This window comes from Marinobacter flavimaris (assembly GCF_045057155.1).
GTDB classification, from domain to species: Bacteria; Pseudomonadota; Gammaproteobacteria; order Pseudomonadales; family Oleiphilaceae; genus Marinobacter; species Marinobacter manganoxydans.
In genome coordinates this window covers 4,202,744-4,220,789 of record NZ_CP171359.1, presented here as the reverse complement: position 1 = coordinate 4,220,789, position 18,046 = coordinate 4,202,744, and the positions used below count along the sequence as shown (strand labels likewise).

At 60.9% G+C, this 18,046-nt stretch carries 14 protein-coding genes; 7 read left to right on the top strand and 7 right to left on the bottom strand.

Annotation, left to right across the window (positions count from 1 at the left end; translation table 11 throughout):
- Positions 1-11: 11 nt before the first annotated feature.
- The 4 genes from dapF to ACGK9W_RS19660 all read right to left on the bottom strand — a co-directional run bounded on the left by dapF (position 12) and on the right by ACGK9W_RS19660 (position 5,319).
- Positions 12-926, bottom strand: a complete 915-nt coding sequence (gene dapF, locus ACGK9W_RS19675) for a diaminopimelate epimerase (RefSeq protein WP_008173211.1) — start codon at positions 924-926, stop codon at positions 12-14.
- A 14-nt stretch (positions 927-940) separates the two neighbouring features.
- Positions 941-2,191 carry a diaminopimelate decarboxylase gene (gene lysA, locus ACGK9W_RS19670; RefSeq protein WP_062782859.1) on the bottom strand — a complete coding sequence of 417 codons (1,251 nt, stop codon included), beginning with the start codon at positions 2,189-2,191 and terminating at the stop codon, positions 941-943.
- A gap of 41 nt (positions 2,192-2,232) precedes the next feature.
- The gene (lptM, locus tag ACGK9W_RS19665) at positions 2,233-2,394 is read right to left on the bottom strand and encodes an LPS translocon maturation chaperone LptM (RefSeq protein WP_227497818.1); all 162 of its coding nucleotides are present in this window, start codon (positions 2,392-2,394) and stop codon (positions 2,233-2,235) included.
- Positions 2,395-2,460: 66 nt separating this feature from the next.
- Positions 2,461-5,319 carry a class I adenylate cyclase gene (locus ACGK9W_RS19660; RefSeq protein ID WP_405418291.1) on the bottom strand — a complete coding sequence of 953 codons (2,859 nt, stop codon included), beginning with the start codon at positions 5,317-5,319 and terminating at the stop codon, positions 2,461-2,463.
- Positions 5,320-5,428: 109 nt separating this feature from the next.
- Here ACGK9W_RS19660 and ACGK9W_RS19655 point away from each other — a divergent pair, with 109 nt between their 5' ends.
- Complete coding sequence (locus ACGK9W_RS19655; protein ID WP_273084910.1) at positions 5,429-7,873, top strand: EAL domain-containing protein; 2,445 nt, start codon at positions 5,429-5,431, stop codon at positions 7,871-7,873.
- A gap of 27 nt (positions 7,874-7,900) precedes the next feature.
- Here the strand turns inward: ACGK9W_RS19655 and argH are convergent, their stop codons facing one another.
- The gene (argH, locus tag ACGK9W_RS19650) at positions 7,901-9,310 is read right to left on the bottom strand and encodes an argininosuccinate lyase (RefSeq protein ID WP_092033137.1); all 1,410 of its coding nucleotides are present in this window, start codon (positions 9,308-9,310) and stop codon (positions 7,901-7,903) included.
- Positions 9,311-9,429: 119 nt separating this feature from the next.
- Here argH and ACGK9W_RS19645 point away from each other — a divergent pair, with 119 nt between their 5' ends.
- The 6 genes from ACGK9W_RS19645 to ACGK9W_RS19620 all read left to right on the top strand — a co-directional run bounded on the left by ACGK9W_RS19645 (position 9,430) and on the right by ACGK9W_RS19620 (position 15,445).
- A complete protein-coding gene (locus tag ACGK9W_RS19645; RefSeq protein ID WP_288367048.1) occupies positions 9,430-10,470 on the top strand; it encodes a sensor histidine kinase in 1,041 nt (346 codons plus the stop codon).
- A 29-nt stretch (positions 10,471-10,499) separates the two neighbouring features.
- Positions 10,500-11,249, top strand: coding sequence for a LytTR family DNA-binding domain-containing protein (locus ACGK9W_RS19640; protein ID WP_014575852.1), 750 nt, complete (start codon positions 10,500-10,502; stop codon positions 11,247-11,249).
- A gap of 93 nt (positions 11,250-11,342) precedes the next feature.
- Complete coding sequence (gene hemC / locus ACGK9W_RS19635) at positions 11,343-12,284, top strand: hydroxymethylbilane synthase (protein WP_014575851.1); 942 nt, start codon at positions 11,343-11,345, stop codon at positions 12,282-12,284.
- The gene (locus tag ACGK9W_RS19630) at positions 12,265-13,074 is read left to right on the top strand and encodes a uroporphyrinogen-III synthase (protein WP_288367046.1); all 810 of its coding nucleotides are present in this window, start codon (positions 12,265-12,267) and stop codon (positions 13,072-13,074) included. Before hemC ends, ACGK9W_RS19630 begins: the two co-directional genes overlap by 20 nt.
- Before the next feature lie 8 nt (positions 13,075-13,082).
- The gene (locus tag ACGK9W_RS19625) at positions 13,083-14,207 is read left to right on the top strand and encodes a uroporphyrinogen-III C-methyltransferase (RefSeq protein ID WP_092033532.1); all 1,125 of its coding nucleotides are present in this window, start codon (positions 13,083-13,085) and stop codon (positions 14,205-14,207) included.
- Positions 14,204-15,445 (top strand): heme biosynthesis HemY N-terminal domain-containing protein, encoded by a 1,242-nt coding sequence (locus ACGK9W_RS19620; RefSeq protein ID WP_288367045.1) that lies wholly within the window; start codon positions 14,204-14,206, stop codon positions 15,443-15,445. Before ACGK9W_RS19625 ends, ACGK9W_RS19620 begins: the two co-directional genes overlap by 4 nt.
- 74 nt (positions 15,446-15,519) lie before the next feature.
- On the opposite strand, the gene ACGK9W_RS19615 is transcribed toward ACGK9W_RS19620, so the two are convergent.
- Positions 15,520-16,524 carry an FAD-binding oxidoreductase gene (locus ACGK9W_RS19615; protein ID WP_405418284.1) on the bottom strand — a complete coding sequence of 335 codons (1,005 nt, stop codon included), beginning with the start codon at positions 16,522-16,524 and terminating at the stop codon, positions 15,520-15,522.
- 1 nt (position 16,525) lies between these two features.
- Positions 16,526-18,013 carry a 4-hydroxy-3-polyprenylbenzoate decarboxylase gene (ubiD, locus tag ACGK9W_RS19610; protein WP_062782888.1) on the bottom strand — a complete coding sequence of 496 codons (1,488 nt, stop codon included), beginning with the start codon at positions 18,011-18,013 and terminating at the stop codon, positions 16,526-16,528.
- Positions 18,014-18,046: the final 33 nt, after the last annotated feature.

The following is an 18,046-nucleotide window of genomic DNA, read 5'->3' as shown; positions in this document are numbered from 1 at the left end:
ACTCCTGGCTGTCAGGATCGTTGTTTATGGGGGCGAGCGCTCCTGCGTCGACGACCACCAGAATCACCCGGCAGCCTCAACTGCCCCTCAAATACGCTGGTTGCAGGCCCTTCCATCATAACAGGGGTCCCTTCACCCTGCCATTCAATGACCAGAGGGCCGCCCCGCAATTCCACTTCCACGCGGGCATCCAGCAGGCCTCGCAGGCAGCCGGCCACCACGGCGGCACAGGCACCACTACCGCAGGCGAGGGTCTCGCCCGAGCCACGCTCAAACACCCGCAGGCGGACATGGGTACGATCCAGAATCTGGAGAAACCCGATGTTGGCCCGTGCCGGGAAGCGGGGATGCCGCTCGAGCTTGGGCCCCAGCGTTTCCACCGGCGCCTGGTCTACATCCTCAACCAGCAGCACACCATGGGGGTTACCCATGGACAAGGCGCTCAGTTCCACTGTCTGGCCGTCCACATCCACGGTGTAGACATCCTTTCGACGGTCGGCGGCGAACGGAATGGCCGGCGGATTGAACTCGGGCACGCCCATATTGACCATCACCATGCCTTCCCGGCCGACACGGAGCTCGATCACGCCCTTGGCGGTCTGGACGCGGATGACCTTTTTGTTGGTCAGTCGCTGGTCCCGGACAAACCGGGCGAAGCAGCGGGCACCGTTGCCGCACTGCTCCACCTCGGACCCGTCCGCATTGAAAATGCGGTAGCGGAAATCGACATCCGGCAGCCCGGGCGGCTCCACCACCAGCAACTGATCGAAGCCAATTCCGAAATTCCTGTTGGCCAGTTCGCGGATCATCTCGGGGCGCAGACGAAAAGGCTGGCTGATGGCATCCACCACCATAAAATCATTACCCAGCCCATGCATCTTGGTGAATCGAAGCATGGGGCCCTGGGTCCTGCGTTGCTGTGTCATCTCCTCGCTCCCGCTCATTCCGGAAGGCAGCTCTCGGGTGCGAGCTGGTCTTCGAGAGTTTCACGGCGGCGGACCACATGCACCTGGTCGCCATCGACCATGAGTTCCGGCGGCCGGTTCCGCGTGTTGTAGTTTGAGCTCATGACAAAGCCATAGGCTCCGGCAGAGCGAACCGCCAGCAGATCCCCGGCCTGCAGGCGCAGGTGACGGTCCTTGCCCAGGAAATCGCCGGTTTCACAGACCGGACCAACCAGATCCCAGGCCTTTTCCTCACCATTCTGATGTGGCTTGACCGGGATAATCGCCTGCCAGGCGCTGTACAGGGCGGGCCGGATCAGATCATTCATGGCGGCATCAATGATGGCAAAGTTCCGGTGCTCGGTGCACTTCAGGAATTCGACTCTGGTAACCAGGATGCCAGCGTTGGCGGCAATGGATCGGCCGGGCTCCAGAATCAGCTCCAGTTTGCGGTCACCCAGGCGCTCGGCCAGCGCCTTCACGTAATCCGACGGCTGTGGTGGCTGCTCCTGGTTGTAGGTAACGCCCAGGCCACCGCCCATATCCAGGTGATGAATGTGGATGCCCTGGTCCGCCAGGGAATCAATCAGGGCCAGCACCCGGTCCAGTGCGTCGAGGAACGGTGACACGCTCGTCAGCTGTGAGCCGATGTGACAATCCACACCCTTCACGTCGAGATTCGGCATACCTGCCGCACGGGCATAGACCTGCGGCGCTTCGGCAATATCAATCCCGAACTTGTTCTCTTTCAGACCCGTGGAAATATAGGGATGGGTTCCGGCATCAACATCCGGGTTCACCCGCAGAGAGATCGGCGCCTTTACGCCGAGCTCTCCCGCCACCGCATTGAGCCTGTCCAGTTCGGTATCGGATTCGACGTTGAAGCAGCGCACGCCCACTTCAAGGGCCCGCTTCATTTCCCATTCCTGCTTGCCAACGCCGGAGAAGACCACCCGCGACGGATCACCACCGGCCCGCAGTACCCGCTCCAGCTCGCCGGCCGACACGATATCAAAGCCGGCACCGAGCCGCGCAAGAACGTTCAGCACCGCCAGATTGCTATTGGCTTTAACGGCGTAGCACACCAGATGCGGGTGATCCCGAAGCGCGTCATCATAGGCCCGGTAATGTCGCTCAAGCGTGGCGCGCGAATACACGTAGGCCGGCGTGCCAAAACGATCGGCAATGGCAGAGACAGGGATATCCTCGGCGTACAGCTCGCCGTCGCGGTAGTTGAAATGGTCCATGAGTTTCCTGATTCGTTTAACGGGGCCGGGGGGCCATGGCGCTAGTCGCGGGTTTCTTCGCGATCGGGCTGCTCCTGGGCCGAATCCGGCCCGGACGTTATAGAAGCGGCCTGACTGTCACGGTACAACGGTCCTTTCTGACCGCAACCGCTCACAACCAGAGCCAGCATCAACGTCATGATCGACAGAGTCCACGCTCGCATATCGGCTACCTACCCCTGAGTTCACTATGGGCGCAGTATACCTGACACCCGCCCCGGGCCGCGAGGTCAGCGAGTCCTCGCGAGATGGCGGTTCAGGGAATCTTCCAGCACAGACCGGTAATACAGGTATTGGCTGGTCTGGATATCATGCTGGTACACCCGGGGGTCGAGGTCGTGGGGCAGGTGGATATCGGTCAGGTACACCGGGTAGACCTCATCGCTATGCCGGAGGGAGCGGATGTAGTGGGCCACTGCCGGAATCAACTGGTCGCCGTACTCCTGGACGCTGAATTCCTGGTCACCACAGAAAATGTCGAAGCGCAGGCGACTGTCGCCCTCGTGGATGCCCACGGCCTGCACCTCAAATCCGGGCAGAGGCACTCCCGAATCCGACTCCGGCCGGTACTCGGCCCGCCAGGCCCCGTCCCGCCGGACAATCTCGTAGCACTGGACGCCGGCCACAACGCCGGCGGAATCGGTATGGCGCAGCAATCGCCGCTCGATCAGGTTATCCAGGAAACGCAGTACCGGCACCAGCAAATGCCGTCGACTGGTCACCGCCTGTTCCCAGCTGAACACAGAACCCAGTTCGTCAACGACCCAGAGCCGGGCCTGATCGCCGAGAATACGATAAAACACCTGGATGTTGTCCGGTTCGCTGGCCAGGCAAACCGCCCGCAAGGCCGGCTCGTCCTGCAACGCGTAACGATCGAACACCACCGGCAGGTACCGCTCCTGGGGCAGCGCCAGATGCTCCATCAGCGCCTCAAAGCTGTCGAGTGCCACAAACCCCGGTTCCAGGCCGTTGAACTGGAGCAGGAAGTAGCGACGATCCATTTCAATCACATAGCGCAGCGGATGCGGGCCGGTACCTCCGGCAAAAAAGGGCCGGAGGACATCGGCAAACAGCTCCTGAACCCGGCGGGCAATGGCAGAGCCATGACCACGGTTGTGGCAGTGCACCCGAACGGCCGGCAATTCGTCGGGATTGGCTGCCACCGATGCTAGAACATTCTTCAGGCACTGGATCAGTGTATCGCCCGCTGCGTAATGCTGGAGACTGACTTCATGCCAGCTGTTGAAAGTAATCTGGTCGATGCTGATGACCAGATTCTCCCGCCCGCCGCTAAAGCCCAGAGAATCGTGCCGGGAACTGAGCTTGTGAAGGCCCTTTTCCGTGAGGTGGGCCTGAGGGTCAATGCCGACGTTCACCAACAGCAGATTCCTCAACGGCCGCACACCCCGGGACAACGCTTCCCGTTCCGCCGGGGCAATCGGAAATGGCAGGAACGCAGACAGGGCATCAAGCATTTCACGCAACTCGCTGACGGAGGCAATACTGGTGCCCGACCGCACATTCAGTCGAGTCGAGCGGGTCAGCAGACCGTTGCAATAGCACCAGACCATCAGTTCCGCCAGATTTCCAGAGCGACGGATAACCGGCTGCCAGAAAGCGTCTGCCGGGTCTTCGAGGTCCCGGTACAGCAGCCAGCCGTCGGCGTCGCCGCCCTGCTCCGACTGATGATGAAATGCCAGGTTTTCCTCCGCCAGCGACGGGGCCAGCCCGGGATTGATCTGCTCGATCTTGCCCGCCTTGCGCTGAAACGCGGCATAAAGCTTGCGGCCGAGGAGATTGATATCGTTGGCGCTGATGGCGGCGCGTTGGCCATGCTCCCTGGCCATTTTCGACAGCAGGCGGTAACCGTGGGTCAATTCGTTGACGATGGTGCGACGCAGGGTGGTGACATCCTCTGCCCGCCAGCGTTGACGATCATCCAGCTCCGCCAGCGTGTTTTCACTCCAGCCCCAACCTGTCACCATCTGGCGCAGCAGGCGGGCACGCCATTGCTCACCGGAGACCTCGGACCGCGTCAGTGGCAAACTGGCTTTCAGATACAGGCTCCGGCGAATCAGGTCCAGCCTCGACGCCACTTCCGGTCCGGTCAGCCAGCCCTCCAGCCGATTGTAGAGCATGACGTAAGGGTCCAGACGGTCGGCATCGGTTTCGCCGCGGAAAACGGCCCGCTTGAATTGGCTGGACAACAGAGCCTCACCGGTGGTCCGCGCATAACATTCGATCAGAAGCAGTTTCAGAATCGACTTCCAGGGCGCATCAATCCCCTTGTACAACTGCCAGACGCCCGCACCAAGGAATTCTTCCTCCGGAATCGCCGGCACCGGGCCAAAATCGATATAGTCCTCGGCGCGCACAAACCGGTAATCCACCAGCTTGCGCATGCAGTCATCGTAGGTTTCCTCCCGCTCCGCAGGAATCAGCCACCACATGGGCCAGGCACCGGCCAGATGGATGCTGGTCCGATAGAACTCGTCCAGCAGCAGGAAATGCTGGGCGCTGCCACAGTTCTCGCCGGTCACCTCTACCCGTTGCCGACCGGCACGCCAATCCGAAGCACAGAAGACGAATACGTGCAGTTCGACACCGAAAGATTCCGCCCAGCGGGCCAGCTTCTCGGCTTTGCGCTCAAGACAGCGGATGCCCCGCTCGGGCAGGTCACTGCGGTGACAGAGCCAGACGTCGAGGTCACTGGCCACGGAATGGCCAAGGGTTCCCGGGCTGCCCATCAGGAACATGGCGTCCAGATCCGGTTTGCGCTTGCCTTCATCCTTCAGCGAAAAAGTCCGGGCCAGTCGACGAGCCGCATTGATGGTGGCCGGTGACGGCTGATAGTTGCTCAGGCCATAGGGGCAATCGCTGTCCAGGTAACCGGGCAGGGCCGGATGGTTGAGATGAAACACCAGCGGCAGAATTTCCAGCACCATCTGCTGGCGATAGGACAACGCAGAATGGGCACGGTCCCAGCGCTGCTGATTGACCAGCAGAAACCGGTCCCTCAGGCGACGGAGGGTCTTGCGATCTATTCCCTCCTCAAAGTCGAGGGAAATCGGGGCAACGTGGGCGGTCAAGGCGGCTCCGCAGAGAGGTTCTTTTCAGCATCAGTATGAGTATGATGTCGGCATCGTGGCAAAACCTTTAAAAAAATAAAAGCTGCAGGACACGCGAGGCTTACCCGCTGTGAAAGAATTCATCATTCGCCGCTACCGTTCGGACCAGTCCGCGACCTCCGGGCGCCAGACCGTTTTACGCATCGACGATGAAGGAAAAGTACTGTTCGCTGACCACCAGGCCGAGGCAGTGCTCGGTTATGAGAGTAGTGAACTGGAAGGCCAACCGGTGCACCGGATCCTGGCATCTCGCCAGGATGATCCTTTTGCACCGGCAAACCGCCACCGGATCGAGCGTGGCCAGAACGTCCTGGTGACCTTCCGGCACAAGGAAGGTTTCTTCTACACCGCCTGCCTGAGCCTGCGACTCGACGTTCGGGATTCCGACAAGGCGGCGAGTGCCACGATTGCCCTGTGCGACAGCTCAAGCAGGGATTCCCGCCTGTTGCGAGCAGCGGAGAGCATTGCCGGTTTCGGGATCTGGGAACTGGACACCCGCACGAATGAAATGACCTGGACCGAGGGAATGTTCCAGCTTCTTGAGCTGAGACCGGGCGCCGAAATCACGCCCGAACAGGCGCTTTTCTACTGCCAGACCGGCCAGGCCAGGGTCCGGGCCATGTTCCGCCGTTGCCTCCGAACCGGAGACGCATTCTCCCTCAACCTCGATATCGTTACCTCGCAACAGAACCATCGGCGGGTGACGCTCAGTTGTCGGGCTCTGAAACAGGGCGGCCGGATTACCGGGCTCGGCGGCACCCTGGTAGACCGGACCGCCGATATGAAACTCGACAGGGCTCGCCAGCACGCAAACACCATGCTCGCAGCGGTCACCAGCGCCACCTCCGATCTGGTTGTGGCGGTCGATCTCTCGTTCAACCTGCTCCACTTCAATGACGCCTGGGCCAGACAGTTTGCCGAAACCTTTGGCGGGCGCCCGGAGGCAGGCGACAACCTGAGCGACTTGCTTCAGGAGTTCCCGAACGAACGCAGGCTGATGGAACGGCTCTGGCACCGGGCCTTCGAACGTGACAACTTCGTGGTCGAGATGCCCATGGCCCAGCAGTCGCGCCAGCTACCAGTGCATGAATTCCATTACCAGCGCCTGACCAACGACCAGGGCGAAATCACCGGCGCGGTGCACGTGGCCCGTCGCATTGAGCCCTGGCTGAATCACGCCTCCAGTGAGGAATACCGGATACGTCACGATCCGGTTACCGGCCTGATGAACAGAAAGGCATTCATCGCTCGGGTATTAAGAACCCTGGAGCAGAAAACCCATCGGGAATCCTGCGACAGCCTGCTCTACCTGGATCTGGATGAATTCGAACGCTTTAACGATCTTGCTGGCAGCGGCACCTGTGATCGCTACCTCAGGGAGCTGGCCGGCAACCTCGGCGTGCGCGTCCGGCAGCGTGACGCCCTCGCCCGCCTCGCTGGCGACACCTTCGCCCTTCTGATCGAGAACTGCCCGGAAGCGCGGGCCCGCAAGATTGCCCAGGAAACCCTTGATTTGATCGGCGACTTTGTCTTCGACTGGCAGGGTCACAGCCTCCAGACCACCGCATCGGGCGGCCTGTTGATTCTGGACAACGACGTCCCTGCGGATCCGGAGCAGCTTCTGGTCCAGGCTGCGGACCTGTGCCACACCGCCAAAACCTCCGGACGCAACCGGGTTCACGCGGCCAGCGCTATTGCCAACCAGACGGACGATTCAGTGGCCAGCAAACGGGTCGAGCAGATCCGCGACGCGCTGGACAAACAGTCGCTGATTCTGGAATACCAGGCCATGAGGCCGGTGGCCAGCCCCACCTGGGGCGATCACATCGAAATCCTCTGTCGGATTCCAACAACGTCGGATGATGAGACGACACTCCTGCCCGACGATTTCCTGCCCATTGCGGAACGGTTTGACCTGGCAAAGCGCCTGGATCGCCAGGTGATCCGGCAAACCCTGGAATGGCTCGGTAACCAGCCCTTGCTGGAACCCCGATTGAAGTACTGTGGATTTAACCTGTCACTGGCAACTGTGTTGGATGACACCTTCGCCGACTTCATGGCCGATGCCCTGAACCAATCCCCGTTTGCCCCGGACTGTTTCTGCCTGGAAATCCGTGAGGCCCACGCCACCCAGTATCCCGACGACGTGGCCGTGCTTTGCGACGCCCTGCATCGGGCAGGCTTCCGCGTCGCCCTGGACGGTGCCGGCGCATCGGTGGAAAGCTACAGCCTGGCGGCGAGATTACCCGTGGATATCATCAAACTGGACCGGAGAATGGTTCAGCAGCTGGAGGAGGACCCGGTGCAGCAGGTGATGCTGGAAGCACTGCACCGGATTGCCGAGGCCGCCGGCAAAGTGACGGTGGCCACGTTTATCGAAAGCGACGATGCCCTTCGCAAGGTACGGACTCTGGGCATTCACTACGGACAGGGCTACCGGCTATGCCGACCTGAGCCACTGGACGAACTCACGCCGGCGGCGGTAGACCTCGCTACAGGGCGAATCGGCGGTTAACCGTTTCGCCCCGCTGAGTGCGCCGGCTCAACCCAGCTGGTTGCGGGCCCGACCGACCGCCGCACGCACCTGATCCGGCGCTGTGCCACCGAGATGATCACGGGCCTGGACCGAACCTTCCAGGGTCAGCACATCGAAAACATCGGCGCCGATATGATCGGAGAACTGCTGCAGCTCTTCGAGGGTCATATCAGACAGGTCACGACCTTCAGCCACACCGAACGCCACGGACTTGCCCACGATCTCGTGGGCGTCCCGGAAAGGCACGCCTTTCTTGACCAGGTAATCCGCCAGATCGGTAGCGGTCGAGAAACCGCGCTTGGCTGCCACTCTCATGTTATCGGCCTTGGAGCGAATGGCCGGAATCATGTCGGCGTAGGCTTTCAGGCAGCCCTTGATGGTATCGACCGTGTCGAACAGTGGTTCCTTGTCTTCCTGGTTGTCCTTGTTGTAGGCCAGCGGCTGGCTTTTCATCAGGGTCAGCAGGCTGATCAGATGGCCATTGACACGACCGGTCTTGCCCCGGACCAGTTCCGGCACGTCGGGGTTCTTTTTCTGGGGCATGATGGACGAGCCGGTGCAGAACCGGTCCGGCAGATCAATGAAGTCGAACTGGGCGGAGGTCCATAGCACAAGCTCCTCGCTGAATCTGGAAAGATGCGTCATCAGCAGTGCCGCAAAGCTGCAGAACTCGATGGCAAAATCCCGGTCGCTGACAGAGTCCAGGCTGTTCTCGGTGGGCCGGTCGAAGCCCAGCAGTCGGGCGGTCATTGCCCGATCAATGGGATAGGTAGTGCCTGCCAGGGCCGCTGCGCCCAGGGGCATTACGTTCACCCGCTTGCGGCAATCCTGCAGACGCTCGGCATCCCGAACCAGCATCTCGTACCAGGCCAGCAAGTGGTGCCCGAAGGTCACCGGCTGGGCAGTCTGCAGATGGGTGAAGCCGGGCATGATGGTGTCCGCCTCGCGCTCGGCGAGATCCAGCAGGCCAGATTTCAGGCGATTCAGTTCCTCGGCAATCACGTCGATCTCGTCCCGCAGGTACAGACGGATATCGGTGGCTACCTGATCGTTGCGGCTTCGGCCGGTGTGCAGCTTCTTGCCCGTAATACCGATACGGTCGGTGAGGCGTGCTTCAATGTTCATGTGCACGTCTTCAAGGCTGACCGACCACTGGAAGTTGCCGGCCTCGATGTCTGCCTTGACGCCTTTCAGGCCCTCAATGATCTGGTCCCGCTCGTCGGCGGTAAGCACGCCAACCTCGGCCAGCATGGTGGCATGGGCAATGGAACCGGTGATGTCGTGATGGTACAGGCGCTGGTCAAATCCCACGGATGCAGTAAATTTTTCAACAAAGGCATCGGTGGGTTCACTGAAGCGCCCGCCCCAGGGTTTTTCAGAGCTTGTGGTCTGGTCAGACTTTTTCTGATCCGTCATGGTCTATCTTTCCTGCTGACAGCCCGGCATCATCTGGCGGGAGCTGGGTACATTGAACGTGGCGGGAGTATACCATTCTGACCCGGGTAAAGGAGACACCCCGTAACGGGGACAAAGATGTGACAGCGAGCGAGTTCTTCGTTCCGGACCTGTGCCGGGTGAGGGCCGTGTTCCTGTTGCTGGTGACCAGTGAACTGCTGGTTCTGGTGCTCGCCATCGTGCAGGCGGATCGGGGCTGGATCGACTGGAATTACTTCGGACTGCTGTCACTGTTCGTGCAGTGGACCACCCTCACCAGTGCCGCCCTGATCTGCCTATTGCGCACGCGGCTTGCTCGAATGTCCGTCTCCGGGGCAACGACCACCATCGTCGCCATTGTGCTGCTGGATGTGCTCGCCTTCAGCCTGTTCGCCGACAGCGTACTGCACCCCCAGGACGGCGTGGCCGTCTGGCAGGGCGTAGCCAAGAAAATGCTGCTGGCGTTGCTGATCGTGCTCATGGTGCTGCGCTATTTTTACCTGCAGCACCAGTGGCAACAGCAGCGTGAAGCGGAAATGCAGGCGCATCTGGCATCACTGCAGGCCCGCATTCAGCCACACTTCCTGTTCAACAGCATGAACACCATTGCCAGCCTGATTGCCATCAATCCGGAACGGGCCGAAGAAGCCGTTCTGGATCTTTCGGAACTGTTTCGCGCCAGCCTTCGCACCGGCGACCAGCTGATTCCGCTATCGAGGGAACTGGCTTTGTGCCAGCGTTACCTGGCCATCGAAGCACTGCGCCTGGGCGACCGCCTGAAACTGGAATGGCAGATTGAAGAAGGCCTGGAGCACCAGGCCATTCCCCCGCTCACACTGCAGCCATTGGTGGAAAACGCCATCTACCATGGTATCCAGCCGCGCCCGGACGGTGGCACCGTCAGGATTGAAGCCCAGGCCAAAGGCGAATTTGTCTACCTGCTGGTACAGAATCCAAAGCCGGACCAGAATAAGCAGCAACATGACGGCAACCGAATGGCGCTGGCCAACATTCAGTCACGGCTACGGGCGCTTTTCGGTGAGCCGGCGGTGCTCAAACACAGCCACCAGCACGATGTGTACACGGTTACCCTGCGACTGCCGCGACGGAAGGCCGGCGAGCAGAGAGCCCGAAAACAATAAACCCCTGACCAACGGAACCGAGACAAGACATGACTGATACCCGCAGCGTCCTGATCGCCGATGACGAACCCCTGGCCCGGGAACGCATCCGCCGGTTGGTGGAGGCGGTTCCGGGGTATCGGGTCTGTGGCGAAGCTGCAGACGGCGACAGTTGCTTGAAACAGGTGGCGGAACTGGAGCCAGACATACTGTTGCTGGATATCCGGATGCCGGGCATGGACGGCATGGAGGCCGCCAGCAGACTTAGCCAGCTGGCCAATCCACCGGCGCTGATCTTCTGCACGGCCTACGACCACTACGCTATCCAGGCATTCGACGTGCAGGCCATCGCCTACCTGCTCAAACCGGTTCGCAAAGAGGCCTTGGCGGAGGCCCTGGCCCGGGCCGGCAGGGTCAACCGGGTACAGTTGCAGGCACTCAACGGCCAGGCTGCCCACAGCCAGGAACAGTTGGCGGTGCGCACGCACCGCGGCACCGAGCTGATCGATCTGTCGGAAATCCTCTACTGCGAGGCAGATCAAAAATACGTCACCATCCATCACGCCCGGGGCGAAACCGTGTGTGACTACACGCTGAAGGAACTGGAAAACAGCTACCCGAGCACCCTGCTCAGGATCCACCGGAACACCCTGGTGGGGGTTCGCTTTATCCAGGCACTGAGACGGACGCCGGATGGCCACAACCTGGTCGCCCTGAGGGAAGGCCGGGGCGAACTGCCGGTCAGCCGCCGCCATGCCAGCAACGTGCGCCAGTGGCTTCAGGAGCACCAGCCAGGCTGAACCAGCATGACTCCCAAAGGTGGTAGCCGCGGGACTTTTCTGCCGCCACAAGGTAACCTTGGCGGACATTTTTTCGAACCGACAGTGAGTGTCATGTCCAAACGTACCCTTCGCATTGCAACCCGCAGCAGCGCACTGGCGCTGTGGCAGGCGGAATTCATCAAGGCCGAACTGGAAAGGCTGCACGACAACATCACCGTGGAACTGGTCAAGATCAAGACCCAGGGCGACAAGATCCTGGACGTGCCCCTGGCGAAAATCGGCGGCAAGGGCCTGTTCGTCAAGGAACTGGAAGAGGCCATGCTGGACGGCCGGGCCGACCTGGCCGTGCATTCCATGAAAGACGTGCCCATGGAGTTTCCGGAAGGGCTGGGGCTGGTGGCTATCTGCGAGCGTGAAGACCCGACCGACGCCTTTGTCAGCAACCACTACGACAACGTTGACGCCCTGCCCCACGGTGCCGTGGTCGGCACCGCAAGCCTGCGCCGGGAGGCCCAGCTTCGAGCCTATCGCCCGGATCTGGAAATCCGCGTGCTGCGCGGCAACGTCAACACCCGCCTGGCCAAGCTTGATGCCGGCGAATACGAAGCGATTGTACTGGCCAGCTCCGGGCTTAAGCGTCTGGGCTTTCACGAGCGCATCCGCTACTGCCTGCCCGACACGTTGTCGCTGCCGGCGGTCGGCCAGGGCGCCCTGGGCATTGAATGCCGGGTCGATGACCAGGATCTGCTGGCCATGCTCGAACCCCTGAAGCACAAAGACACCTGGGATCGCGTCACCGCCGAACGGGCTCTGAACCGTCGGCTGGAAGGTGGTTGTCAGGTGCCAATCGCGGCGTACGCGCTTCTTGAAGACGACGATACAATCTGGCTGCGGGGCTTGGTGGGCGCTGTTGATGGCACCCAGATTTTCCGGGTCGAAGGCCGCGCGCCACGGGCCGAAGGCGAACGTCTGGGCCGGGAACTGGCCGAGGATCTGCTGGCTCTCGGAGCCGACAAGGTGCTGGCTGAAATCTATGGCCACACACCAACCTGAGCCCGACCTGAACGGCCGGCGGATTCTGATCTGCCGGCCCGAGCCCGAGGCTTCGCGCCTGGCCAGCCGGTTTCGTGCAGCCGGTGCCGATGTACATATCCTGCCACTGATTGACCGGGAACCTCTGCCGGAAACGCCCGAGCGCCGCACACTCATTCTGAGCCTGGATGAATTTTCCCATGTGATCGCAGTCAGCCCGTTTGCCGCCCGGCTGCTGCTGGAAGAGGTGGACACCTGGTGGCCCCAGGTGCCCATGGGCATCCGCTGGTATGGCGTTGGTGCCGGCACCGCAGCCGTGCTTGCGGAACACGGTCTCAGCCCGCGGCGGCCGCCCGAGGGCTGGACCAGCGAGGCACTACTGGCATTGCCGTCACTGCAAAACCTCCAGCATGAGCGGGTTCTGCTCGCTCGCGGGGAAACCGGACGCGAACTGATCCGCGAAACCCTTGAAGCCAGGGGCGCCCGCGTGACCCTGCTGCCCCTGTACCGCCGCTTTCGCCCTGACCACGCGCCGGAGCGGATCCGGGCCACCCTCGATACCTTTGCTCCGGAGGCCATCGTCGCCCTGTCGGGCGAAACCTTGAACAATCTCATCGCACTATGTGCGAATAGCGGCCATAATCTATACGATAGGTTATTGATTGTTCCCGCAGATCGGGTTGCCGAACAGGCCCGGACAGCGGGATTCCTAAATCCGTGTATACCAGGAAGCCTTGCCGATAACGACATCGTGGCCACGGTTGCAGCGCAACTTGCCGGCCGGGACGGTGGCTCCGGAAAAGCCAAGTAAGGACGCCCGTGACAGAGACAACGAATCAACTGCCCGCAACCGTTTCCAAGGAACCGCCTGCTCGCCAGAAACTCTGGCCGGTATGGCTGGTTGCCATTCTCGCCCTGATCATCGCAATCGCCCTGGCGCTCTGGAGCTGGCAACAGTGGAACAACCACCAGGCTGTCATGCAGACAATCGAGAGCCTGAAGCAGGACACCGCCCAGCTTGAAGATCTCTATGGCGACCGCGGCAGCCAGCAAAGCCAGCGCCTGCAGTCCCTCGAAGAGAAACTGGCGAGCCAGCGAGAACTGATTGCCACCCAGCAGCGCCAGATCGACCACAATGCCCGTGAACTGCTGGAAGCCGGAAACCGCACACGCACGGACTGGCTGCTGGCCGAGGCGGAATACCTTCTGCGCATTGCCAATCAGCGGTTGATGATCGAAAAAGACATCCGCGGAGCCATGTCGGCCCTGGAAGCGGCAGACGAAGTGCTGAATGAATCCGACGACATCGGTGTCTACCCGGTTCGCCAGCAACTGGCTCGCGAAATCCTCGCACTCAAGGGCCTGACCGGCGTTGACCGCACCGGACTCTACCTGACACTGGAAGCGGCCATCGACAGCATTCACCAGCTTACCGACCAGGCCCTGATCAGTGAGAACGCGCCCGGCTTTGTGGTCAACGCTGCACAGGGAGAAAGCGCTGGAACCGACGAAGAACCCGGCGCTGTGGTACAGGCCTGGAACAAGGTGAAAGCAACACTGATGCAGGTGGTGGTTGTGCGCCGCATGGACGAGCCGGTCAAGCCGCTGCTCTCTCCCGACCAGAGCGCCTATGCCCGACTAAACCTACAGCTGATGCTGGAAGAGGCCGAGATGGCGGTATTGCGGGGCAACCAGCCGCTGTATGAGCGCGCCCTTACCAAGGCCCGAACCACCATTGACGACTGGTACAACGCAAGCAATCCCCGGGTCACCGCCCTGAGTGACACCCTGGCTGAGCTGGCCGGCAAGAACGTGGACCCGGAGCTGCCGGATATCAGTCAGTCCCTGGACCTGCTCAAGGAGCGGCTGGCCGGACGCCTAAATGCCAACAATGATAATGGCGAGGACAACGCCGACGGCGGTAATGGAGGCGATGATTCATGATTCGCCTGTTACTGATCGTTCTGCTGGCGCTGCTGATTGGCACCGGCCTTTCCCTCGGATTGCAATATGATCTGGGCTACATCCGGATCAGCCTTGGCCATTACCTGATCGAAACCAACTTCTGGGTGGGGCTGGGCCTGATCGTGGCCCTGATCGTGCTGACTGTCCTGACCATCAACCTCATCCGCCGACTCAGAACCAGCACCGGCCTGGTGGCGGGCTGGATTGCCCGCGGCAATGAACGCCGGGCCCGACGCCGGACCACCCAGGGTTTGCTGGCGCTGGCCGAAGGCAACTGGCCCAGGGCCCGCAAACTGCTGACATCCTCCGCAAGCCATGCCGACACGCCCCTGATCAATTATCTTGCCGCCGCCCAGGCATCGTTCGAGACCGGTGATCACGAGGCCGTGGATGATCTGCTTCGCAAGGCCTTCGACAGCACCCCCGGCTCTGACATGGCCGTCGGTATTACCCAGGCCCAGCTGCAACTGGCAGGCAACCGCCTTGAACAGGCCCTGGCCACGCTGGTTCGCCTTCGCAAACAGTCGCCCCATCACCCCTTTGTGCTGAAACTGCTCAAAAACACCTATCTGCGCCTGGAAGACTGGCGCGAACTGTCCAGGTTATTGCCTGAACTTCGCAAACGCAGCGTGCTCTCGGAAGCGGAACTCAATGATCTGGAACGCCAGGTCTGGCATAACCTGCTGGAGTGTGCCGCGGAAGATTGCCGGCGCCAGCAGAAACAGGATCCCGATGCATCCCTGGAACCGCTGACCAGGCTCTGGGACGAATTGCCGGGCTTCCTGCGTCGCGACGAATACACCATAAGGGACTACGCCCGCCTGCTTGCCAGCCTTGGCGACGAGGTACAGACCGAAACCCTGTTGCGCAAGGTGCTGCGCAACCACTGGAGCGATGAGCTGATCAATCTGTACGGGCGGGTGAAGGGCCAGAAACCGGATGAACAGTTGTTGCTGGCCGAACAATGGCTGAAAGACCGGCCCAACAACCCCGAGCTTCTGCTGGCCCTGGGACGGCTGAGCCTTCGCAACGAACTCTGGGGCAAGGCCCGTGAATATTTCGAGACCAGCCTGCGGCTGAAGCGGAGCCGGGAGGCACTGGCAGAGCTAAGCCGCCTGAATGCCCACATGGGCGAGGAAGAAGCCAGCGTCAAATTGCTGATGCAGGGGCTGGCCAAGGATAACGGGCTGCCGGAACTGCCAATGCCGAGGGCTTAGCGCCAAGGTGTAATGAAAAAGGGCCAGATGAACGTCTCATCTGGCCCTTTTTTTATTCTACTACACAGGCTGCTTCACGAACGGGGGGCGTACTCCAGCACGTCAGAAAAGAACGCCTCTTCGGGCAGGCCCGCATCTACCAGAGCATCCATCAGTGTGTACACCATGGTGGGCGAACCGCTGGCATGGACCTCCACATTCTTCCAGTCCATACCGGATGCAAGCACCGCGCGAACCAGCTGGTCGTGATGGCCAGCCCAGTCATTATCCTCGTCATCTCCCACCACCGGCAGGAACGTGAAGCGGGGCCACTCGTCCTGCCACTGCTGTGCCAGGGCGCGAAGATACATGTCCTCGTGTCGACGAACTCCCCAGTACAGCTTGACCGGTTGGTCGTAGGACGTTTCCCGGAGGTAATCCACCAGGCTCTTCATCTGGGCAAAGCCGGTGCCGGCAGCCACCAGCAACAGCGGCCTGGTCGGCACTGACGCCAGGCAGGCTTTGCCATGGGGCAGCTCCACGGTTACCTCGCCACCGGACGTCAGGGCATCAATCACCTTCTGCGCGGACACCCACTCGGGGGTCGCCTGGATATGCAGCTCGATATTCTGGTCCGATGGACTGCTGGCGATGGAAAAGTAACAGGGGTCAGCATCAGGCAGATTGACCGACAGATATTGCCCGGCATGAAACGACAGCTCCCGACGCCGCGGAAGCTGTAGCTCAACGCGATAGACATCGTGACTGATCGACCTTACGTCCACGACTTTTGCCTGAAACTTGCCAGGCTGATTGTTTCCAGCTGCCATAACGGCGGATATCTCCAGTTCCAGATCCGTGAGCGCGATGCTACGGCACATCATCAAGCGCTCACCGATCTTTATAGTCTGTTGGTTTCGGGTATTAAGCGCGGCGCCCTTCAGTAACCGGGCCTCGCAGATTTCACATACCCCGTTGCGACAGGCTGCCGGCACAGCTACGCCAGCCCGCGCGGCAGGGCCGAGCAAGTCTGCCTCCGACGCCGCAATGAAGGCGATACCAGAGGGCCAAAGCCGCACCGCCCGATGTTCACTGCCCATATCAGTCGGGGCGCGATGCCGGACTTTCAATACCCAGGGTATCCCACAGCTCGTCGACGCGTTTTTTCACATCTTCGGTCATGGCGATCGGCTCACCCCACTCCCGGGTGGTCTCACCCGGCCACTTGTTGGTGGCATCCATCCCCATTTTGGAACCCAGGCCGGATACCGGCGAGGCAAAGTCCAGGTAATCGATGGGCGTATTCTCCACCAGCGTGGTATCCCGGGTTGGATCCATCCGGGTAGTGATCGCCCAGATCACGTCTTCCCAGTTACGGGCATTCACGTCGTCATCCGTGACAATCACAAATTTGGTGTACATGAACTGCCGAAGAAACGACCATACCCCCATCATCACCCGTTTGGCATGGCCGGGGTACTGTTTCTTCATGGTCACCACTGCAAGGCGATAGGAACAGCCTTCCGGTGGCAGGTAAAAATCCACGATCTCCGGGAACTGCTTCTGCAGAATCGGAATAAAGACCTCGTTCAGGGCCACCCCGAGAATCGCCGGCTCATCAGGCGGGCGACCGGTATAGGTACTGTGATAGATCGGATCCCGGCGATGAGTGACCCGTTCTACGGTGAATACCGGGAAGTGGTCCACTTCGTTGTAGTAACCGGTGTGATCACCGAACGGTCCTTCCGGCGCCATGTCATCCGGGTAGATGAAACCTTCCAGCACGATTTCGGCGCTTGCCGGCACCTGCAGATCGCTCAGCCCCGCCTTGACCAGCTCGGTCCGGCTGCCGCGAAGCAGCCCGGCAAAGGCGTATTCCGACAGCGTATCCGGCACCGGCGTCACCGCCCCCAGAATGGTCGCCGGATCGGCACCGAGGGCCACAGCCACCGGATAGGGTTGGCCGGGATTGCTCTTCTGGAACTCCTGGAAATCCAGGGCACCACCGCGATGACTCAGCCAGCGCATGATCAGACGGTTGCGACCGATGACCTGCTGCCGGTAGATGCCCAGGTTCTGGCGTTCTTTATGGGGCCCACGGGTAATCACCAGTGGCCAGGTCACCAGCGGCCCGGCATCGCCAGGCCAGCAATGCTGCACCGGAATCTGATACAGGTCCACCTGATCCTTTTCGATCACGACATCCTGGCAGGGCGCGGAACGCAGTACCTTGGGGCTCATGCGCATCACCTGCCGGAACAGCGGCAGTTTTTCGATGGCATCGCGGAAACCCTTGGGGGGATCCGGTTCCTTGAGAAACGCGAGGAGCTTACCGATGTCCCGAAGCGCCGTGACGTTATCCTGCCCCATGCCCAACGCTACCCGCTTCGGTGTCCCGAACAGGTTGGCCAGCACCGGCATGTCATAGCCCTTGGGGTTTTCAAACAACAACGCAGGACCACCTGCCCGCAATGTACGGTCGCAGATTTCGGTCATTTCCAGATGGGGGTCGACTTCAACGCTGATGCGTTTCAGCTCACCCAGCTTCTCCAGCTGGTCAATGAAGTCTCGCAGGTCGTTGTATTTCATCGGTTACTCCGTTCAGATATGCCAGTACTACGG